The organism is Haloferax litoreum (genome assembly GCF_009674605.1).
GTDB lineage: Archaea > Halobacteriota > Halobacteria > Halobacteriales > Haloferacaceae > Haloferax > Haloferax litoreum.
On sequence record NZ_WKJO01000001.1, the window covers coordinates 1,802,704 to 1,823,001 of the forward strand.

The window sequence follows — 20,298 nt, forward strand, 5'->3', positions numbered from 1 at the left end:
TGGCGAGTTCCAGAGTCACAATGGGGCGTTTTTTGGGGAAAGAACCCGACGTTTGTTATTCTGAACCCAAACTGATTAGGCATAACTTTGAAGTATACTAGTTTATATAGAATTATTTTTTATTATTGTTAATGAATTTCGGCGGAGGTCAAAATAACCGCTGGAGGTCGTCGAAAGGTGACACCCAGCGATGGTCAAGAGAGCGGTCCAACAGTGCATTGACCAGCAGTGGTGGAGCCTACGTTTCGGCTGATACTACAACGAGGGATAAATGAGAGGCGCGAATCAACAACGGTCTGAGCGGGTCAGGGCTGTGGTTTTGGCAGCGGTGGTCGTGTTGTCGCTGGTCGCCTGGATGCCGCTGGCCGCGTCTGCGGTGAGCGACGGATCGGACATCTCGTATTCGAACCTGTCGGTGACGCCGAGCGCCATCTACGAAGGAAGTGCCGTCACAGTGAACGTCACCGTCGAAAATACAGGCGGGGCTTCACAACCATACAACACGACGCTCACAGTCGACGGCGAAGTTGTCGATTACCAGACAGGAACCCTCGGTGCGGGAGCAAGCAAAGACCTCACCTTCACCAAGACGCTCTGGGGCGCTGGGACCAAGGACGTCGCCGCCGGTGGCCTCGCGGCTCAGACGGTCACTGTCAGCGAGGCGAACGCGAAGTTCCACGGCGGACCAGGCAACCTGGGTTACTACCCGAACCAGACGGGGCCGCTCAGTGACCCCGTCGAAGCCTGGAACATCTCGGACGGAACCCCAATGGTGATGCAACCGACGATCGTCGGTGACACGCTCTACATGGCGTTCCACGATGGGGGCAAACTCTACGCCCTCGACCCGAAGACGGGCGCGGAAAAGTGGAACGCCACGCCTGGCGGCAGCTCGGGGTCGACGTGGACGACGCCCGCCCACGCGAACAACGTGCTCTACCTCGGGTCGAACGACTACAAACTCCACGCGATTAACGCGACCGACGGGTCAGAACTCTGGAACTACTCGACACAGACCAACGTGCGTTCCGCCCCGGCCGTGGTCGACGACGTTGTCTACTTCGGCAGCAACGATGGGAACCTGACGGCACTGAACGCGACGACGGGTGAAGAGCTGTGGTACTACACGATGTATCAGCCGGTGTTGGTCGAATCGAACCCTGCAGTCGTCGACGGTGTGGTCTACATCTCTGCGGACGACAAGAACGTCACGGCGCTGAACGCGACCGACGGTAGTCTGATCTGGAACTACACGATGATTGATGAAAGTCAGTCTGGTCCGACAGTCGCCAATAATACGGTGTTTGTCGGTAGCGACACCACTCCGAGTGGGTCCGACGGACAGGTCTACGCCATCGACGCCACCGACGGGACGAAGCGCTGGAACTACACTATGGCTGGCGACGTCGATTCCAGCCCGGTGTACGCCGACGGTGTCCTCTACGCTGGCAGCCGCGGCGGCGACCTCGTGGCACTCGATGCCACCGACGGCAGCAAAATCTGGAACGTCACTGGCAACGGTTTCCGAGGTGCGCCAGTTGTGGCGGGCGACGTCCTCTATATTTCCGATTATGGTTCGAACACGATCCACGCGTTCAACGCGACCGACGGGACAGAGCTCTGGTCGTACAGTTCGCCAGTAAGTACCCTTTACCCGACACCACTGGCCTGGAACGGCTATCTCTACTACGGTTCGGGCAGTATGTTCCACGCGCTGAAAGAACCGGCACCGATCATCTCTGACGTGAATGCGACCAGCCCCTCGGGGCAGAGCGTCTCTGTGTCGTTCACCTCCTCGCAGAGCCTGACGAACGTCTCCGTCTCGCTGAACGCGTCCGGAGCGACTGTGGCGACGTTCACCGAAGGCGACTTCGACGAGTCCGGGAGCGGACCGTACACGTACACGCTAACGACGCCGTACGATACCGGCTCGGATGGCAGTTACAACGTCTCGGTCGACACCGCCGAGAACGACAAGAGCCAGGACGGCGCGACCGGTGAGTCCGACGAGGTCATCGTCGACTCCATCACACCAGTCGCAAACGCCGGTAAGGACAAGACGGTCGACGAAGACACCCCGACCGACTTCAACGGCACCGCAACCGACGCCGTCGGCGTCACTGGATACTGGTGGAACTTCAGTGATGGCACCACGGTCGCGGGCCAGAACGTCACACACGCGTTCGCCGACCCCGGCACCTACACCGTAACGCTGAACGCCTCGGATGCGGCGGGCAACAACGGAACGGATACCCTGTCTGTCACGGTCAACGACACGACCGCACCGACGGCCGAGGCAGGCGCAGACCAGACGGTTTCCGAAGACACATCCGTCAATTTCGACGGCAGTAGCTCCACGGACAACGGCGCAGTCGCAACCTACGAGTGGAACTTCAGCGACGGTTCGGTTAACGCGACGGGCACGACGCCGACGCACACCTTCGCTGACCCCGGTACCTACACCGTCACCCTCAACGTCACGGACACAGCGGGTAACTCCGCGTCCGACACTCAGACTGTGACTGTAACAGATGGAACTGCACCGACGGCCGAGGCAGGCGTAGACCAGACGGCAGACGAGGACACCTCAGTCAATTTCGACGCCAGTGGCTCGACAGACGCCGGGACGATTGATTCATACGAGTGGAACTTCAGCGACGGCTCGGTTAACGCGACGGGCGCGACGCCGACGCACACCTTCGCTGACCCCGGAACCTACACTGTCACCCTCAACGTCACGGACGCGGAAGGCAACTCTGGATTCGACACCGTGACCGTCACGGTGAACGACACCACCGAACCCACCGCCGACGCTGGCAGCGACCAGACGGTGGACGAGGACACAGTGGTGAACTTCGATGGCTCCGGTTCGACCGACAACGGTGTGCTGTCCTATGAGTGGGACTTTGACGATGGCTCGGCGAACGCCACGGGCGCAGCGCCGACCCATACCTTCGCTGACCCCGGCACGTACAACGTGACTATAACCGTGACTGATGGCGGCGGAAACACTGACTCGGACGTGTTGGTCGCCACTGTCAACGACACGACCGCTCCCACTGCCGACACTGGTGGGAACCTATCAGTCACCAAAGGGAAGTCGGTCACATTCAACGCCTCCCAGTCGACGGACAACGTGGGTATCAGCTCCTACGAATGGGACTTCGGCGACGGGACGAATTCCACGAACGCGACTGAGACCCACAAATACGGTTCCACGGGCACGTACACAGTTACCCTGAACGTGACTGACGCTTCCGGATACAGTGACTCAGACACCGCTATCGTGACCGTCAAGAAGAAGCCCAGGTCGTCTTCGTCTTCGTCCTCGTCTTCGTCCTCGTCTTCGTCATCATCCAGTTCCGATGACGAATTGGAAGAGACTGTGGATACGGATGAGGGAGATGAGACAGTGGTCGTCGTCGACACGGACGACGAGAACGAGACAGATACCGAGACGAAGCCCGGGACAAAGACGTCGAACGTGTCGGTGAAGAACGTTGACCCCGACAAGCCGGTCGTTATCGGATTCGACGCACCGGTGAACGAGACCAGTTCGGATGACGGAACCAAGGACGGTGGCGACGGCGAGCCAGCAAAGCCGGTCGAAAACATCTCGGTCTCACAGATGACGGTGAACGTCGACACCGGCGAGGACTTCACGCTGAACGTCACGACGTACGATGCCGCAGAGGACGAAGAAACCGGCGAACGTTTCCAACGAGAGACGGGAGCGACCTCGGCAGGCTACGTCGTCGTCGACCACTCGGTCAGCGACGAACATATCGAAAACGTGACGTTCAATTTCAAGGTGCGCAAGGTCTACTTCCAGACCACGGAACTCGACCCAGATGCAGTCGCTCTCTATCGCGACGAGGAAACGCGGTGGCGCAAACTCGACGCCGCAGTCGTCGACGAATCAGAGACACACTACGTCTTCCAAGCAACTTCTCCGGGTCTGTCAGTGTTCACCATCGGGTCGACCGTCCCAAGGTTCGATGTTACGAGCGCTGAACTCTCAGAATCGGGCGTGAACGTTGGTGAGGAGGTTCAAGTGACAGTCAGTGTGTCGAATATCGGTGGCGCGGACGGTACCTACGCTGTCGACCTACTGGCCAATGGCGAACAACTCACCAGTGACTCGTTCGAGGTGGGGGCGTTTGACGACGGAACGACGACGCTCACCTACGCCTTCGACGAGGCAGGAACCTACGAACTGACTGTCGGCGATACCGTTGTCGGGAGCGTCAACGTCGAAGACCAGGAGACACCGACCGAGGAGGCTGCGGAGACGCCAGCTCCCGAACCGGATACTGGGAGTGACTCACTGCTGGTCGGCATAGTGGCCCTTCTATTAGCAGTCGGACTGGGCGTCGTCTTCTGGCGACGAAATCAAGGTGAATAACGCTCGATATTCGGGACAAGCGTAGAAGGCGTTTCAGGCAGTGGTCTGATTTGACCGCCTAACGTTCTGGCTCCAACTGCGCTGTCTGATTGAACAGGTTGAGGAACAGCCCAAGAATCATAGCTGCGGCAAGGGACCGAAAATAGACGCTCCTCGAAACCAACCAAATCTCGGTACCTACAGCCCAATCTCCGCGGCTTCAGCTTCGGCCCGACTGAACGACGAATTATCGGACGGGGCAATCCCAATATCCGCGAGCGACCGCTCGATGAGTGGCTTCGCCCGTTCGACATCGCACATCTCGACTGTTTCAGACATCCTCATCCGAGCGGACGCCTCCGCGAGACGCTGCATTGCATCGAGTTTTCGGGCCGTAATCGGGAGCGGTGGGCCGTCGTACTCTGATTCACCCATCTTCGACGCGTACCGCTCGGGGAGAGAGGTCTTCGTCTCGACGAACCACTCACGCATCTCCCGTTCGACCTTCTGGTCGCGAACGACCGGCTGGATGGCTTTCGCAGCAGTCACGTAGGCGGTAAACTCGTCACGACTTAACCGGACTGACGGCCCAGAATCGTCTGGTTCGACCTCGTCACCCACAGCACGCCGACCAGCGCGCTGTCGAGACTCAACCATCGTCCCCGCAATCTCCCGAATCTTGTCTTCGTCCTCCTCAGACCGAATCGTGAAGATGAGGTCGAACCGTGAGAGCAGCGGCGACTTCAACTCCACCTGTTCGGCGATGTCCTTCGATGGGTCGAAGTGACCTCCTGTTGGGTTCCCTGCAGCGAGAAGTGCCGTCTCGGCCGGTAGTGTCGCGTTCTTTCCTGCCTTCGAGACGTGCACTTGTTGGGATTCGAGCGCGGTGTGCAGCGCATCGAGGTCGGACGTGTCGCCCTTATCGAGTTCGTCGACGACAGCGATGCCTTCGTTCGCCCGGACCAGCGTCCCCGCCTCGATGGAGAACTGTTCGTTGCTGAACGAGTCCTTCACGATGGCCGCGGTGAGCCCTGCTCCCGACGAACCAGTCCCATCAGTGAGCGCTCCCCTCGGAGCGGTCTCGTAGGCCGCCTCGAGCAGCAACGTCTTCCCGGTCCCGGGGTCGCCGAGAAGAAACATGTGCGAGTCGCCGCGGTGGCGTGTTCCGTCCTCGGCCGTACGCGTCCACCCACCGAACTGCTGCAGCACCAGCGCCTCTTTGACGTGGCGATGGCCCTGGTGGGATGGTGCGAATGAATCGACGAGGATATCGAACGTGTCCGGCGCAGATGCGACTTCATCAATGATGTCCTCGTACTCCGAGAGGTCGGCGTCTTCGAAGCCTCCCTCCTCGACGGTGTATCCAGTTCCGACGAGTTCCTTTTCGAACACCACCTCGCCGGTATAGACCGGTGCGACACGCCCGACGAACGTGGTTCGTGTGCCTCCTTCGACACGGGAGTTTCCAGCGAGGTCGTCTTTCAGATGGACGTCGATGTGTTCGGTCTCACCGCGGGCGTTCTCCGGCGGTTCCTGCAGCCGAATCTTCTGATAATCGACCCACTCTGATTGCGTCTCGTCCAATCTGAAGGGACCTTTCGTCTCGCACCCCTGGCACTCGTGTGGCTCTCGGAGTTTGCCGAAGCCGTGTTGGGGAATGTACGTCACCGTCCCGCAGCGGAGGCATTCAAACGCGGCTTCAGTGACCATCGGATTCACTTCGGTACGCTTCGTGATTTGTCCCTCCAGCGCCAGCATGCGGCCCGACCAATCTGCAGGAGAGAACGACCCGACTGCGTACGTCGCATCGTCCGGGAGGTTCACGACCGAGACTGACGTTCGTGCCATCGGTTTCTCGCGACCGGGGACGTCGTACTCCCTCACGACCGCCTCGATCGCTTCGAGCGTCGTCTCCGGGCGGGCGACGATGTCGCTCGCGACGCCAGACACGCTCGACAGCGTCACCTCTTCGGACTCGTCGACGTCCGCTTCGAATCGAGCGATAGCCTTCCAGTCGAGTTCGAGGCGAGTCTCTTCTGGGTAGACTTTCGACAACTCGTAGATGTCGTCATGGGCGACCGCGTCGACGACCTCCGCGAGTCGTTCGTCGTAGTTCATAGCGCCCCCAGAACCGACATCCAATCGAACGACAGCGCCTTTTCGATGGCAATCGAGGCGAGTTCGCGGCCCCGAGTGACGTTTAGGGAGACGACACCGACGACCAGGAGGGCAGCGAGTGTGAGTGCGATAACCTTCGCGTCGTGGGCGGCCGTCGACGCAACACCCGCCGCGACAGACCCCGCTTTCGACGCCTTGTGGACGTAGCTCGCGGCGACGAGCAACACGAGGAGGCTCATCACGGAGATGCCCTCGATGCCGACCGATGCGAGTGTCCGAGACAGCACCTCACGGGCAATGTCCATCATCAATCGTCGTCACCTCCGATTTGGAAGACGTTCTCAGGTGCCTTCGCCTCGGCCACGCGTGCCTCTCTCCGTGTGTACCACCAGTAGCCGATAGCACCCACGGCGAGCATCACACCCAGCACGGACGCCAGCGGAAGCGCGGTGTCAAGTGCAGACTTCACCGGCCCTGTGATGGACTCTGGCGAGATGAGCAAGATGCCGATGAACGCGGCGACAACGAGCGAGAGTAGTACCAATGGGCGTGAGTAAACCGGGGTCGAGGACGTCCCAGAAGATGAGGACCGACGTTCGGTGTACCCAATCGCGCCGGCGATGATGACGAGGACGATCGCCGCAACGAGGCCAGGATTGAGAACCGGCATCGCCGGGACGTAGTCGTTTGCGACATCGGTCACCGAGCCTCCATCTCCCCAGAAGCCTGGTCCGTCTGACGTGTCGGTTGTTGACTCCGACAGACGGATGTGAAGGATTTCGTCAGAGTCGTCGTCTTGGAGGGACACGGTCTCACCTGCGATTGTGGAATCTCGTTGTGTCCCCTCTGTCGTCGAGTAGAGGATGTACTTCTGACCGCCAGACGGTGCCAAGAACTCGAAGGAAACACCATCTCCGGGATGTTCACCCGGCATCACCGAAATCTTCGGTTCGGTTGTCGACGGTTCGGTGACTCGGAACCGGGCTTCGCCGGTAGCGACGTCCACACCAACTGGGATAGTCGAGACGCGGAACGTCGACGTGCTCGACGCACTCGGCAGATGGAGGCGGTGATATCCGGTGGCAGTCACCTCGTCGTACTCCGAATCACCGAACGACTCGTTGTAGGTGTAGTGCAACCGGCCCTCGTCTGGTGACCCCCCGAGAGAAATATACGAGTCGTTTGCCCACGACTCGAGTCGGATTCCAGAATCAAGGCGCTCACCGAGTGGTGTTGGGTCGGTAACCGTCAGGGTTCCGTTAACTGCGACGACTCGCTGTCCAGTCGTGCGAACCGTAACGGTATTGCCGCCGGAGACGGACCCGAGTTTAACAGTTAGCGTCGATCCGTCGAGGGTATAGTCTCCGGGAGCGACGGTTGACCAGGACCCGCTGTTTGTCCGAGTCTCGAGATTCTTCAGGGATGCAACGTTCGAACCGAATGATATGGTGAGTGTAGCACCATTCGTATCTTGCGAGTAGGCACGAGAAAAGTTGTACGACTCGATCCACTTGCCACCAGAGAAATTGACTGACTGGTCGTCTTGGGCAGTGTGAGAGATCGATACGTCGACTACTGGCGACGGGTCGTCCGCGTTAGGTGGTAGACCTGTTCCGACAGTTATGTTGTTCTCCCCCGTCGTCAGCCACGAATCGTTGGCTGGTAATTGAACAGACTCTCCCTCGGATAGACTCCCAGTGTAACTCGTCGTATGTCCGTTGATCGTGACCGATGGATTGGTTGTCGTCTGACGTTCCTGAAACAGCATCTCGACCTGGTAGTCGACCCCAGTGTCGGGTGTGCTGAAGCTCACCGATGAGGTTGACGTCGTCAACGCAACCTCTCCGGTTGCCACACCACCGGAACCGGTCATCGTCGTCGTCCCGTTCGGGCCAGTCACGCTCGCGTCGAATTTTAGTGCGTGTCCATGGATATACGCCTCTCTAGGCGGTTTTTCTCCTCCGTAAAATGCTGACCCACCGGTCTCTGAGCTGTTTTCCGGAACTGCGAGCTCGTCAGTGTCTGAGCCCCCAACAACATCGAACTCGAATGTGACTGGTTTCGATGGGTCGACGTCGACAGCTGAGAACGATATGGTCTTCATACCTTCTCCAGAGGGTTTCCACCCCGATTTCACGAGAGTCGCTCCGGTTTCACCATACTGCCCATCCGGAGCTTCGTTGTTAATATAAACGTCAATGACAAGCCCACTCGGGTCTGTCGTTGCAGGGAACGAAATACCCGTGACGGTATCGACATATCCAGCGTCGAAAGAGACCTCTCCTCCGTAGTAAGTTGAACCAGATGAGACATACGCAATCCTTCCATCACCAGTCTTCGGCCCCTCCCAATACGTTGTGTTCGAGTCGTCGCCAATCGAGGTCACTCTTGCAATTGGTTTGTCATTTGAGGACGGGCCAGATGGTGTTACGTTACCACCGATAGAGAGCGAGATGGATTCACCATCAACCACACCTGCCGTAGACTCGTTATCCCACTCTCTCCTGGTGTGGCCGGTCACGTTGACCGAGAGGTTTGACACGGAGTCCGTCGAAGCGAGCGAGTAATCAAGATTTGTTCCGTCCAACGCACCGCTTGCGGAGACTTCGACGGTCCCCGAAAACGACACGACGTTCGACGAGAAGTGCGCAACGTCGAACAGTAGCAACCCTGCGTCGTACCGAACTGGCGACGACCATTCTGAACCGTCGTCGTGTGTCCCGTAGATTCGCTCTGGCGTGTATCCGAGTGCGTCACGAACTGCACCGGCGTCTATCGCGACCGTCCGTCCAGTCGAGTGCACGTCGTCGCGCAGCACCAGCACGACCTCGCCACCACCGACAGTTGTCCCGTTGACGTACTCGGACGCGCGGTCGGGCGTGGTGGCTATGACCTCCAGCGATTCGGCGTGGTCAGACGCCATCACCGACCCCTCCAAGTCTGCAGCTCGGAGTGGTTGACTCGTACCAACTGGGAAATCCTCCGAAACGTTCGCGTCAGGAACACCGACGAGACCACTCGGGGCGGCCGTCACAACTCCGACGAACGGTGTCAGCGTCGACGCCAGAATCATCGCGACCAGCAGCATGCTCAGCACCCGCTGGGGGCCCCCCAAAATGCCCCTCCCGGGGGGTATTTCAGTATCATGATTATAATACGCGCGCGGGAGGCGTGTCAGGTAACCCGACAGTTTCCGGAGAGTTCGCCTCACGCCGCCTCACCTCCGATATCCGACCCCAACTTAAAGGACTGCGAAGTCGTTGGAATGCGAGCAACGACGACAGAACCAACGTTGCTTCCGGTCATCCTCACCACGACCTCCCCGTCCTCGACGACTGGTTCTTCAAACGCCATCCCCTCGACTGGGGACGCCAACTCGTCGCCAACAGCACCCGTCTTCGCTGATATCCACCCCGAACCCGGGTCTCGAACGTAGAGACGGTGGTCCATCTGGTTCTGCCACGAGGCAAAGACCGAATCGTCGAACTCTGGTTTATCGTTCGAGTCAACGTCGACGTCCGTCGGTGACTTCGGTAGCTCTTCGGGTGCACCGAGTCGAACCCGAAGCCATCGGTTCTCGTCCGCAGGTGCTTCTGGAACGTCCTTCCACCCGAAGTACGAGAACTTCGCGGTGTTGTAGCACAGCCCTGTGCCGATCGGCAGATCCGACGTGAGGTCGGTCGTCATCGGGATGTTGTCGAAGCCGACTGGCCACGTTCCGCGGACCTTCTTAATCGGGTTCGGCGACCCGTCCGGCATCTGAATCCGCCACTTGAACTCGCGCCGAATCTTCTCGTGGACGTTCTCTTCGTAGTGGCCGAGGTAGTATTGCGAGAAGCGAGCGCGTCGCGACTCGGCCCACAGTGACCGCAGGAGGTCGATTTTGTCCCACAGTCGACGCCCCGGTGAGTTCCGTGCGGACTGTGGGACGAAGTCGCCGACCTCGTCGAAGATGAGCGCCGTCCATCCCATGTGCGTGCCGTGTTCAGTGCGTGCGAGGATGAACGCGAACCACCAGTCGGTGAGCGGCGTCGCGTGCCGCCCTTCCGACGGGTCTGCCTCCCACGTTGGGATAAACGGGAGAGGCTCACCGACGCGTTGAGTCTCTTCTGTTAGTTCACGGCAGCCTGAAAACGACGGGTCGGGATAGACGACGTTGAACGTCCCGGCCTTCTGTTCAGCCAGTTTGTCGACGAGGTCGAGGACGTCGTCGTAGCACCGAACGTCGCGAGCGACATCCTCAATGCCAGCATCGTACCGGCCGTCGTCTTCGTCTTCCCACGTCGCCTCGATCGTGGCGTTCGACGGCAACCAGACAGTCGCCCACTCTTTGAGACGAAGCCACTCGGAGCGTGCAGGAGAGCCGCGCCAGATGACCTTGTTGGCGTTCATCTCGTCGGTGAACGGGGAGTCTTCCATCAGCCGAATCGCCAGGGACGCTGCTTTCGTCGACTTGCCAGAACCGCGGTCGCCTTTGATGAACGCGTCCGTTCCACGCGGTGTCGTCGTCACGTCTGGCTTCCGCTCGTGGACGACGAGGTCGGGGTAGACTCCCGACTTAACCTGCCCCGGTTCTGGGATGAACTCCTCTGGGTCGAACGGAGGGATGCCGAACTTCTGGCGCATCTCGTACGCGTCTGTTTTCCAGTGCTTCGGGGCAGTGTGAGAGACGGATTGTTGCGTCCTCTCGCCCCAGTCGTGCCCCCGTGGAGGGGTCGAATTATTTTGTGATTTTGACATAGTTATCCACTCGGAACGTGGGTCTCTTTCGTCGCGTTCTGTGCCACCTCGGTTGCGCGGTTAGCCACCTGCCGAGCTGACGCGTTGAATCCGGACAAGACGAACTCGGCGGCCCACGACTCTCGGAAAAACCGAGCACGCTCACCGTCGTCGAGCATCATCCGACGGACCGGGAGTTCGAAATACGCGGCCTCGATGACGTCCGAATCGACCTCGGCGTAACTCGCCTGGACGACTTCTTGCCCCCACTCGACGAACGCATCCTCGTCGACGAACCCAGCGAGGAGTTCGTCGAGGAGTGTCGACATCCTGGATTCGAGTGTCCCGAGTTCGGGACGCATGGCCGGGTGTGCCTGCGTTCGGACGTTTGGCATCGGTCCGTCGTCGTCATCGTCGAGGTAGTCCTTTGCCGACCACCGAAACTCGCGGTGAGACCGACGAATGGCCGGGAGGAGGTCCATGACGGCGATAGACCGACGGACTTCAGCAGCCGTCGACGTCGAGAACGTCTCAGGAGCATTTCGAATCGTACCCCACGGTTCGTCGAGGAGTGCGGACATTGTGCCGGACGACGAGACGATTTCGGCGAACCACTCGTCGTCAAGCGCCCCAAGCGTGTGAATCGTCACCTCCGACATCCACCGCAGGACGTCGGAACGCGTCTCGAACCCGTCCAGAAGTTGTTGGAACGTGTCGCGCTGGTCGGCCGACAGCTTTGCAAGCGCTCGACGAGGCGCACCATCTGCATCGGTCTCAGACTGGGACGGACGACGATGTCGACGGTAAGTATCACTCATCGTCCTGCCCTCCGTCTGTGGTGGCCGTTTCCCTGTGGTCACCGCCGATGTACCGTCGCGTGACGGTGTCCATCTGCGAGGCTTCTGCGCGGTCAGACAGCGCCTTGTTCTCCGCTTTGTTCTCTGCCTTCTCGGCGTGGAACCGGTCGAACAGCGTCTCCCACGACTTCACGTTCCCAATCTGGTCTGCGTGTTTCAGCATCGCAGCGAGCGCGTTTCCATAGTGGACGGGAGCGAGGTCGACGCCGAACCGACCAGAGACTGGTCGCATTACCTTCGTCACGAAGAGCGCAAATCCACCGACGAGGATGCCGATAGCCGCCGAATCGAGCAAGACGCCACCGAGAAACCACGACGCACCGAGGACCGTCGTACCGCCGAGAATCGCCTTCACGTTCACGTCGATGCGCCCCTCCTCGTCGCGGGTCACGATGTCGGGGAACCGAATCTCGTGCCGCTCAGGAGTGTACTCGACCGGGTTCGGCGACTCGGGGTCGAGGAAGTAGAGTTCCTCGTAGGGACCGCCGTTCACTTCGATGGACGTCTTCGGCCGCCCGTTCGTCTCCATATCGGCACGAGCGCCGCGTAATCGAGCATAGAACTTCGCGAGACCCCGCTTCACCGCTGAGCGCACCCCGTCGGTCCCTCGAACCATTCGTTGCGGGTAGACGTCCGCTATGAGTCGACCGGGAACAGCGTCCATGTCGACCGTCTGGCGACTCGATGAGCCACCGTCGGTCGCGACGTCTTCTGCCAGCGGGTCGGGTCGGCTGTCCGTTTCGGTGGGTGACGCACTTCGGACCATCGAGTCCATCCCGTCTTTCGCCCGCAATCGGACGAACAGCGCGAGGTACGAGTTGTCTCCGAACCATTCCGTCGCGAGAATACCGAGGAAGACGCCACCGATGACGCCCAGCATCCACGGCGCGCGAATCAGCGACGACGAGAGCTGTCGCCAGAAGATGACCATCGCTGCACCGATGCCGATGAGCGCCAGAATCCACGCGAGAAGTGAGATATCTGGGCTCCCACGGGCCTTCTCGACCGCACGCCGGCCAGTGAATAGCGTCACGGACGTGAATCCGGCAAACGGGAGTGCGATGAGGCCGATAGCCCACGCGAGTCGAGCACCTTCGGAGTTCGTCTGGATGGGTTTCGCTGCCTTCGTCGACGCGTGGTAGAACGTCCAGCGCTTCTCGCTCGGTTCCGTCAGACAGTTCGGTTCGCCCTCCTCCTGGACGCACATCGTCACTCGTACCCGGTCGTCGTAGTGCGGGTGCAGGTCGATACGAACCGGCTTCGAGTAGCCCGCCGGAACCGTCACCTTCTGCGAGTGCGTCGTGACGTTCTTCGCGACCGGGACCGGTTCGGTCGTCCCGTCTTCGAGTTCACGAGTGACTGTCCCTGCTTTCCAGTACGCAATTCGGGCGGTCACGTTCTTCGGCTCGACACCGAACGCTCTCCGGGATTCGAGTCGGACGTAGTTCCTCCGAACTGTTTCTCCCGGGGTCAGAAACGACCACATCGGCGAGTCTTCGCCCTCGATTATCAGGAGGCCCGTCGGTAGCGTCTTCACGCCGTACTGACCGAAACTGCCGCTCGCTCGAACCGAATCTGGTGCATTCGCCGGTTTCTGACCGCCTTGGCTCAACTGCTCAATCGTCAGTCCCGAGGCGTTCGCAGTCGACGAGTTCGACGCTGTCTCGTCTGACTGTGCGACCGCTCCGATGGGCACGAGAACCGACAACACGACCAGCGCCAGCAACGCCAGCGTCGCGATGCGTCTCATTCGGAATGCACCTCAGAACGTCCCCCGTCGAAGTCCCACGATGCCGCCGATGCCAATCGCCACGAAGGCGATGCCGACGAACTGAATTGTCGATAGCTGGACCGCCCCAGAGATACCGGCCGCACCAGCGATGGCGACGACGATGCCGGAGATGAGTTCGGGTGCGTTGACGAAGATATCCCCGAGCATCGCTCCGAGGTCACCGAGCGACATGCCGGCCTCGTAGAGGCCACCCAGTACGCCCACGGTGACTGCAGAGAGGAATCCGACGCCACCACCGATAGCTCGCTTCGACCGGTCCCCGACGCCAGCACCGACCTCTGAAGCCGTCTTGTCCTCTTCGTACTCCGCCCACGCGAAGATGAGGAGGACGACGATGGCGAGGCCGGCGAGAACCAAGAGCCAGTTCGACGTGAGGAGTTCGACGACGGTCATCGGGGTGCCTCCACCGAGACTGCCGTACTCACCGCTCGATTCGTCTTCTGTGTCTTGCTTCGACTCATTGTCTTGATGTCCTAAATTTGTACAGCGAAACCGCGAGCATCCCCACTGCCGCCACGAAGAACATCGTCTCCCACGGCAGTGAGGGGAGTATTTCGGGCCCGATGAATCGGGTGAACAGTGCAGTGACTCCGTACCAGTCGCCCGACAGGAGGAACGACGGGTCGAGCGTCAGCAACGATTCGAGAAACATCACCGCTCCCGCGAAGATGCTTCCGACAACAGCTGCAGCCTTTTCGAGAGGACTGGTCTCGTTCATGGCAACAGCCCTCCCAGTCCAGGGATTGCATCCGCGACGACTCGGACGACGAGATAGACGAGGAGCGTCGCTGCTGCCGCAAGCACCGCCGACGCGAACGCCCCAGCGATGGGCGCGGCCAGACCGGCATCCATCAGTGGCCCGGTGAGTTCCTGACGAAACATCGACGGCATCTCGAGAAACGGGGTCAGCCCGTCCCACGCGCTTGTACCAGCGGCAGCGAACGCGTCGTCGATGACGTCAGTCGCCATCGCAACCGCCCAGTCGATGGTTCCGAACGCGAACTCCGCCGGTCGGAGAAACACGTTCGTCACGACCCACGTGGCAACCGTCATCACCACGAACGCTGCCGGGGCTTTCAGGAACGACCGAAGGTCGTCAGGGTTGTTCGAGAACGACGCCAACGTCCCCAACACGCTGAATCCTCCACCATCAGATTCGTCCGCTGTCTGATCCGGGCCAGACCTCGCACCGGAGTTATTGTAGGTCTCTCCGCCCGTATCGGACGCGTTCACCATATCGCGCCCCTCCGGTCCCAGATGGTCACGACGATGAGGAGGACGGCGATGGCTTCGAGCGCCATCAGCACGGGTGCAAACGGACCGAACTCGACCGCCGCAACCGCTGCCGCCCGCCAACTATCGGTGACGAGGCCAGCACTCTCGCCGAGCGCGTTCGTCACGAACGTCGTCAGGAGTCGCCCGACGAAGTCGATGAGTGCGACCTGCGCGCCCACCAGCGTCGACAGCAACTCGATCTGAACTGCTCCGAACAGCGTGACCGCCGCCGCGAGGAGTGTCCCGACGAGCCTCTGAACTCGAATGGACCCGTCTTCTGCGACGTACTGCGCTGCGTCACTCGACATGAGTCACCCCCAGGTGTCGTCGAGTCCCGCCAGCATCTCCGTCGTCGGTTGTCCGGCCCATCTTCATCAGTTCTCGTCGGTGAAGTCGCCGTCTTCGTCGTTCCCGATGAGTGGCAAGTCGAGACCGAGACCCGGCACGTCCGAGTCCCGGCGGTCGAGGTACCACGTGATGATTCCGACCACGCCGATGGCGACGACGGCCGCCAACCACGGCAGGAACGGCCCCAACTCAGCGAATGGACCAGACAGCATCGACTCAGCAGCGCTCCGGAACGACGCTGAGACGAACCCGGCAGGGTCGCGAGTCAGTGCGAAAATCCACGCCTTCCCCCCGATGCCGAAGGCATCGAGAAGCATCACAGGGAGGTTCACGAACGACTCCCCGAGTGCGATTACCGCCGACCCGGCAAAGACGAAGATACCGCTCACTGTCGCGATGAACGCCTGACCGAAGTTGTCGAATCGGTCGGCGAAGTTGATGTAACTCCGCGCGCCGTCGAGGCGCGGCCCACTCGACGACGAACCACCCCCAGAGCCGTCAGGCGCGTTCACCATCGGTTCAGGCCCCCGACCGGCGCTTCACGAGTCCGATACTCGCGGCAATCGTCGCGATGCCTGCCGCGATGTAGTTCACGAAGCCGTTGACGAACGAGAACCAGCCACCGTCGTCAGACGAGAAGCCGGGGCCGCCCACCGACGGTTGCATCGCCGTGAACTGGTCCTCGGTCACCTTGTACTCGAATTTGACGACCGTATCCTGACCGGGTTGGACCGTGTCGTCGAGCGTGATGGACCTGTCGAGCGACGTGTACGAGGCCGTCTTGTCCGTCCACGACTCGATGTCTTCGAACGCGGTCGATTCAGAGACTCCCTCGGCGACTTCGACGGACAACACGCGGTCGCGGGTGACCGATTGCTCGTCTTGGAGTACCGGGAAGGCGTAGTCGAGGTCGTACGCGTCCTCGAGGTCCATCCGGTACTGGACCGTCACGGTACCGTAGTAACCGGGGTACTTGTTGCCCGTCTCTTTGAATTCGACCTTGACGTCTTCGTCGGGCAGTTTCTCGGCGGTGAAGTTCGCGTCGAAGGTCAGGCCCTTGATCTCCGCGGAGTCTGCCCACGACCCCATCGAACTGAGTTCGTTCAGTTTGAGGTTCCCAGAGGCGTTCTTCTCGTAGACGTCGACGGTTTCGAGGTCGTCGTCATCGTCGGTGTTCTTCAGTGTCGTGCCGAGTTTGTACTTCGAGAGTTTGTCGAGATTCAGCATCGACATCGTGACGTCCGCGTCGCCGCCGGTAACGACGACTTCGACCGTTTCGAGCGTCCCGACCGACCCGTCACCCGCGGTGACGAGGTCCATCTTCCCCATCTGTTCCTGGAAGACGTAGCCGTCTCCAGTCGAGTTCGCGATGAGGTCCGAACCAGTCGTGCGCGAGGAGTTGACCTCTGCGACGTAGTAGTCGCCATCGTCGTCGACTGCGCGGACCTCGACGGTCGTGTCTGCGTCGAGTGCATCGACGTCGACGCCGACCGCGAGATGCTTCTTCTGGATGTCGTTCTCGATAGAGAAGTTCGAGAACGACGCCGAAACCGAATCAGAAGCGGTCATCGACCCGTTCGTGGCGATGTTCAGGCCGTCGACGCCGGTCACGGGTTGGGAGTTGACGACAGTCAACGTCGAGTCGGACGACCACTCGGACGCTGAGAGTGCGGAGACGTTCTCCTTGTCGTGGGGGAACGCCCCAAAGTCGTCGACTGCGACGTGAGTCGGGGTGAGTTCGTACGGGTTGTCGATGGACCCGTTCACCTCAGCCGGGGCGGTGACGATGTCGCCGTCGTTGTTCTCGTAGATGAGCGGCGAGTCCCAGCTCATGTTGTGGGACGCCTTCGTCAGTTGGACTGCGTAGCCGGGGTTCGGCGTTGCATCAGCACTGAAATCGATTTTCGACGAGGCGTCTGCCGCTGCGGCCGGTGTCGTCACCAGCAACACGGCCATTACAACCGCGAGGATGGTGAGGAGTCGACTACTCGCCGACATGGTTCACCCCCGCTGTGGCGGACCGATACGCGAGGAGGCCGAGGCCCGCGGCGACGAGTCCAGTCAAGAGTGCAGTGAACTGCACGGCGCCACTGGCAGACCCCCAGAGCCACCCCGTGATGGACGCGAGGAGCAACGCCCCGGACATCGCGTAGTCTCGGACCGACCCGGAGAGTCCGTAGCCTGCGACTCGGGTACGAGTGGTTGGGGTCGCCCCTCCATCGGTCTCGAAGCGGTCGTCGACGTAGAACACGTGCACGTCGGCAGGGAGCCGAACGTGGGGATGCCTGTCCGCGTCGACGTCGATATCGATGTCTCCATCGAGCGAGTCGACTGCCATCGCGTGGGTGTGGCCGTTCGCGGTGACTGCCACGTCACCCATCGACCGCGTCCTCCGAGTTCTCGATGTGTGCTGCGTCGGTCGCGAAGAGTGACTCCCACTCTTCGGACTCCGAGCGTCGGTACTCGACGATTTCTCCGTGAACCCCTGTTGGAGTTCGTTCATCTCCGTCAGTCATGGTCTGTCGGCGGCCGACGTTCGGCTTCGCCGATAGTTCATGAATCACTAGAAGACGCGATAAGACTCTGAAAATCCGGACTTGTCGGTGTTCGTTGGGTGTCGTCTCGCGTGGTCAAGACGAGTCATCTCACCAAGATGGTTATCTGGACTGATGCGGCACTGTGGAGTATGGCCGTGACCGAATCAGAGGCCGACCGAATCGAACTGTTGCAGGCATTGTTGCAGGCAGACAAGCGGTCCGCGTATCGCTCGGGGAATGGAGTCGTGATTTCGCCACCGCAGATCGAGCCTGGAGAGGAGTACGCCGTGTTCGGTGGCGATGTGGAGGTTCCAGAGGTGTTAGAGGAGCAGTGTGTGGCGAAGATCTATCGAGTCCACGAGGTTTCAACTGGAGATGGTGTCTAGTTAAGTCAACCTCTCGTTCTTTCCTATACTTCTGAATGTCCTGAATCACAAAGATGTAGTTTATCGGTTGAGATATCTTGATGAATGGATTTGACGCAGATACCGTGGAGTCACATTACTGGTTTTGTCGTCACGGCATCAGCAACTTTGCTCGGTGTTTGGACTGCGTTTTGGCTTGACCGTCAAGAGGGCAAACGCCGTGAACTCTCAAACGCAGAGATGCAATTGCAGGCAATCCAGAAAGAGTGTTCAATAAACAACCAGATAGCTAGTTCGACGTTAAGTACAATCCAAGAGCTCCAGCATGGTAAAAAGCGAAAAACGAACGCGGACCACTATGTCATTGACCAGTACCAGACTGATGCCTGGGATGGATCCAACAACGAACAGCTTGTAGCGGTTGTAGACGACGAGCTGTTTGCACGACTCCAAGAGCTCTATGCCGATGTCAAATCAGTGAACGAACTCGTCTATCGACTCCGTTCGGAGTCGCTCCATCCAGAAATCGGTGAACTCGTTGGGGAAGGTGGATACCAATATGAGGCTTGGACGATTTCAGTTCTCGCCTACGACGAAAGGAGTGAAGAAGTTGATTCGATTGGTTTGGGCCCTCTCATTCGACAGCGCACCGAGAATATTATTGGAGAGGTCGTTCGTCTCGAATCTGAACTTGGTGAGGAGATAGAGGATATTCGCAAACGCCGTAATAAACTCGGACTTCCAATCACGCTGGGCTGATGTTTCTACGAATGACTACAGCTGATTTCACCTTCTTCCCTCCACATTGTAGTTTGGTTCGGACAATTCGGACACTCCTCACTACTCATTAAGACCCCATCACATCGATATTTACAACAAAATGATTGCCCGAGAGGAGGTATTCGACGTCGACACGTTCGTTCCTGCGGACCTCATCCACAGAAATCACGAACTGAATCTCCTTTCGACAGCGCTCTCACCGATTCTCGACGGTAATCCGGGTTCCAACACCATCGTCACCGGGCCATCCGGTGTCGGGAAGACGACGACAGCGCGCTATGGAGTCGCCCAACTCGAAACCGAGGCGGACGTGACGACACAGTACGTCAACTGTTGGGACGACCACCGCCCCTGGGCGTTGCTTCACGATATCCTCTCCCCAATCGGGAAAGTTTGGGATTTACATCGGCAGTCGACGGCACACGACGTCCTCCTGACTCGGATTCGAGAGTCGGTGGAGAAGCCGTACGTCGTCATCCTCGACGAGGTCGACCGCATCGACGACACGGATTTGCTCTACAGTCTGGATGCAATTCCGGAACTGACGCTGATTCTGATTACGAACCGTGAGGAGGAATTGTTTGCCACGATGGACGAGCGGGTTCACTCGCGATTCCGGTCCGGGGTTCGGATTTACTGTGACCACTACAGCGTCTCAGAACTCGTCGAGATTCTCCAGGGGCGTGTCCGTGAGGGTCTGCAGTACGGTGTGACCGAGGGGATTCTGGAGCGGATCGCTGATCACGCTGCAGGCGACGCTCGCGTCGCGATTCGGTCGCTGTACCGGGCGGCAAAGTTGGCCACCGATGGTGTGCTGACGACCGACGTCGTCGACGAGGCGGTTCCGATGGCTCGCGGTGAGTTACGACAGAAGACGTCGAGTCGACTGAAGCCACACGAGTCGACGCTCTTGGAGATCGTTCGGGAGCACGGACCGCTCAAGATGGGTGAGTTGCGGCCGTTGTACTTGGATGAAGCTGGTGATGACCGGACGGCGCGGTCGTTGCGGCGTGATTTGCGCAAGCTCGCTGATTATAACCTGGTTGAGGCGAGAGGGGAGACGAATGGGCGGCGGTATGTTGGGTTGTAGTTCGTTATGAAATGTTCAAAACTCAGAACCTAT

General features: G+C 59.7%; 18 protein-coding genes. 4 read left to right on the forward strand and 14 right to left on the reverse strand.

What is annotated here, in order from left to right:
- Positions 1-334: 334 nt before the first annotated feature.
- Positions 335-4,405, forward strand: coding sequence for a PKD domain-containing protein (locus GJR96_RS09250; protein WP_225317755.1), 4,071 nt, complete (start codon positions 335-337; stop codon positions 4,403-4,405).
- 177 nt (positions 4,406-4,582) lie between these two features.
- On the opposite strand, the gene GJR96_RS09255 is transcribed toward GJR96_RS09250, so the two are convergent.
- The 14 genes from GJR96_RS09255 to GJR96_RS09320 form a co-directional block, all read right to left on the reverse strand.
- Complete coding sequence (locus GJR96_RS09255; protein WP_151162681.1) at positions 4,583-6,502, reverse strand: ATP-binding protein; 1,920 nt, start codon at positions 6,500-6,502, stop codon at positions 4,583-4,585.
- Complete coding sequence (locus GJR96_RS09260; protein ID WP_225317725.1) at positions 6,499-6,810, reverse strand: hypothetical protein; 312 nt, start codon at positions 6,808-6,810, stop codon at positions 6,499-6,501. Before GJR96_RS09260 ends, GJR96_RS09255 begins: the two co-directional genes overlap by 4 nt.
- Positions 6,810-9,590 carry a hypothetical protein gene (locus GJR96_RS09265; protein WP_225317726.1) on the reverse strand — a complete coding sequence of 927 codons (2,781 nt, stop codon included), beginning with the start codon at positions 9,588-9,590 and terminating at the stop codon, positions 6,810-6,812. The genes GJR96_RS09260 and GJR96_RS09265 overlap by 1 nt, the downstream gene beginning before the upstream one ends.
- A 119-nt stretch (positions 9,591-9,709) precedes the next feature.
- The gene (locus tag GJR96_RS09270; protein WP_151162682.1) at positions 9,710-11,128 is read right to left on the reverse strand and encodes a hypothetical protein; all 1,419 of its coding nucleotides are present in this window, start codon (positions 11,126-11,128) and stop codon (positions 9,710-9,712) included.
- A gap of 116 nt (positions 11,129-11,244) precedes the next feature.
- Positions 11,245-12,039 (reverse strand): hypothetical protein, encoded by a 795-nt coding sequence (locus GJR96_RS09275; protein WP_225317727.1) that lies wholly within the window; start codon positions 12,037-12,039, stop codon positions 11,245-11,247.
- Complete coding sequence (locus tag GJR96_RS09280) at positions 12,032-13,828, reverse strand: hypothetical protein (RefSeq protein WP_151162683.1); 1,797 nt, start codon at positions 13,826-13,828, stop codon at positions 12,032-12,034. Before GJR96_RS09280 ends, GJR96_RS09275 begins: the two co-directional genes overlap by 8 nt.
- A gap of 12 nt (positions 13,829-13,840) precedes the next feature.
- Positions 13,841-14,263 (reverse strand): hypothetical protein, encoded by a 423-nt coding sequence (locus tag GJR96_RS09285; protein ID WP_151162684.1) that lies wholly within the window; start codon positions 14,261-14,263, stop codon positions 13,841-13,843.
- 64 nt (positions 14,264-14,327) lie between these two features.
- Positions 14,328-14,588 carry a hypothetical protein gene (locus GJR96_RS09290; RefSeq protein ID WP_151162685.1) on the reverse strand — a complete coding sequence of 87 codons (261 nt, stop codon included), beginning with the start codon at positions 14,586-14,588 and terminating at the stop codon, positions 14,328-14,330.
- Positions 14,585-15,106 (reverse strand): hypothetical protein, encoded by a 522-nt coding sequence (locus GJR96_RS09295; protein WP_225317728.1) that lies wholly within the window; start codon positions 15,104-15,106, stop codon positions 14,585-14,587. The genes GJR96_RS09290 and GJR96_RS09295 overlap by 4 nt, the downstream gene beginning before the upstream one ends.
- Positions 15,100-15,453, reverse strand: a complete 354-nt coding sequence (locus tag GJR96_RS09300; protein WP_151162686.1) for a hypothetical protein — start codon at positions 15,451-15,453, stop codon at positions 15,100-15,102. The genes GJR96_RS09295 and GJR96_RS09300 overlap by 7 nt, the downstream gene beginning before the upstream one ends.
- 66 nt (positions 15,454-15,519) lie before the next feature.
- Positions 15,520-16,008 (reverse strand): hypothetical protein, encoded by a 489-nt coding sequence (locus GJR96_RS09305; RefSeq protein WP_151162687.1) that lies wholly within the window; start codon positions 16,006-16,008, stop codon positions 15,520-15,522.
- A gap of 4 nt (positions 16,009-16,012) precedes the next feature.
- Complete coding sequence (locus GJR96_RS09310) at positions 16,013-17,491, reverse strand: hypothetical protein (protein ID WP_151162688.1); 1,479 nt, start codon at positions 17,489-17,491, stop codon at positions 16,013-16,015.
- Positions 17,478-17,873, reverse strand: coding sequence for a hypothetical protein (locus tag GJR96_RS09315; protein WP_151162689.1), 396 nt, complete (start codon positions 17,871-17,873; stop codon positions 17,478-17,480). The genes GJR96_RS09310 and GJR96_RS09315 overlap by 14 nt, the downstream gene beginning before the upstream one ends.
- The gene (locus GJR96_RS09320; protein ID WP_154326202.1) at positions 17,866-18,009 is read right to left on the reverse strand and encodes a hypothetical protein; all 144 of its coding nucleotides are present in this window, start codon (positions 18,007-18,009) and stop codon (positions 17,866-17,868) included. The genes GJR96_RS09315 and GJR96_RS09320 overlap by 8 nt, the downstream gene beginning before the upstream one ends.
- Before the next feature lie 170 nt (positions 18,010-18,179).
- On the opposite strand from GJR96_RS09320, the gene GJR96_RS09325 reads away from it, so the two are divergent.
- The 3 genes from GJR96_RS09325 to GJR96_RS09335 all read left to right on the forward strand — a co-directional run bounded on the left by GJR96_RS09325 (position 18,180) and on the right by GJR96_RS09335 (position 20,265).
- On the forward strand, positions 18,180-18,416 hold the full coding sequence (locus GJR96_RS09325) for a hypothetical protein (protein WP_151162690.1): 237 nt from the start codon (positions 18,180-18,182) through the stop codon (positions 18,414-18,416).
- An 84-nt stretch (positions 18,417-18,500) separates the two neighbouring features.
- Positions 18,501-19,154 carry a hypothetical protein gene (locus GJR96_RS09330; protein ID WP_151162691.1) on the forward strand — a complete coding sequence of 218 codons (654 nt, stop codon included), beginning with the start codon at positions 18,501-18,503 and terminating at the stop codon, positions 19,152-19,154.
- A gap of 121 nt (positions 19,155-19,275) precedes the next feature.
- Positions 19,276-20,265 carry a Cdc6/Cdc18 family protein gene (locus GJR96_RS09335; protein ID WP_151162692.1) on the forward strand — a complete coding sequence of 330 codons (990 nt, stop codon included), beginning with the start codon at positions 19,276-19,278 and terminating at the stop codon, positions 20,263-20,265.
- Positions 20,266-20,298 lie beyond the last annotated feature (33 nt).

Excerpts from the sequence above, each read along its gene's own strand:
- GJR96_RS09255 (WP_151162681.1), bottom strand. The coding sequence starts at position 6,502 with ATGAACTACGACGAACGACTCGCGGAGGTCGTCGACGCGGTCGCCCAT.
- GJR96_RS09260 (WP_225317725.1), bottom strand. The coding sequence starts at position 6,810 with ATGATGGACATTGCCCGTGAGGTGCTGTCTCGGACACTCGCATCGGTC.
- GJR96_RS09265 (WP_225317726.1), bottom strand. The coding sequence starts at position 9,590 with ATGCTGCTGGTCGCGATGATTCTGGCGTCGACGCTGACACCGTTCGTC.
- GJR96_RS09270 (WP_151162682.1), bottom strand. The coding sequence starts at position 11,128 with ATGCGCCAGAAGTTCGGCATCCCTCCGTTCGACCCAGAGGAGTTCATC.
- GJR96_RS09275 (WP_225317727.1), bottom strand. The coding sequence starts at position 12,039 with ATGAGTGATACTTACCGTCGACATCGTCGTCCGTCCCAGTCTGAGACC.
- GJR96_RS09280 (WP_151162683.1), bottom strand. The coding sequence starts at position 13,828 with ATGAGACGCATCGCGACGCTGGCGTTGCTGGCGCTGGTCGTGTTGTCG.
- GJR96_RS09285 (WP_151162684.1), bottom strand. The coding sequence starts at position 14,263 with ATGACCGTCGTCGAACTCCTCACGTCGAACTGGCTCTTGGTTCTCGCC.
- GJR96_RS09290 (WP_151162685.1), bottom strand. The coding sequence starts at position 14,588 with ATGAACGAGACCAGTCCTCTCGAAAAGGCTGCAGCTGTTGTCGGAAGC.
- GJR96_RS09295 (WP_225317728.1), bottom strand. The coding sequence starts at position 15,106 with ATGGTGAACGCGTCCGATACGGGCGGAGAGACCTACAATAACTCCGGT.
- GJR96_RS09300 (WP_151162686.1), bottom strand. The coding sequence starts at position 15,453 with ATGTCGAGTGACGCAGCGCAGTACGTCGCAGAAGACGGGTCCATTCGA.
- GJR96_RS09305 (WP_151162687.1), bottom strand. The coding sequence starts at position 16,008 with ATGGTGAACGCGCCTGACGGCTCTGGGGGTGGTTCGTCGTCGAGTGGG.
- GJR96_RS09310 (WP_151162688.1), bottom strand. The coding sequence starts at position 17,491 with ATGTCGGCGAGTAGTCGACTCCTCACCATCCTCGCGGTTGTAATGGCC.
- GJR96_RS09315 (WP_151162689.1), bottom strand. The coding sequence starts at position 17,873 with ATGGGTGACGTGGCAGTCACCGCGAACGGCCACACCCACGCGATGGCA.
- GJR96_RS09320 (WP_154326202.1), bottom strand. The coding sequence starts at position 18,009 with ATGACTGACGGAGATGAACGAACTCCAACAGGGGTTCACGGAGAAATC.
- GJR96_RS09325 (WP_151162690.1), top strand. The coding sequence starts at position 18,180 with ATGGCCGTGACCGAATCAGAGGCCGACCGAATCGAACTGTTGCAGGCA.
- GJR96_RS09330 (WP_151162691.1), top strand. The coding sequence starts at position 18,501 with ATGGATTTGACGCAGATACCGTGGAGTCACATTACTGGTTTTGTCGTC.
- GJR96_RS09335 (WP_151162692.1), top strand. The coding sequence starts at position 19,276 with ATGATTGCCCGAGAGGAGGTATTCGACGTCGACACGTTCGTTCCTGCG.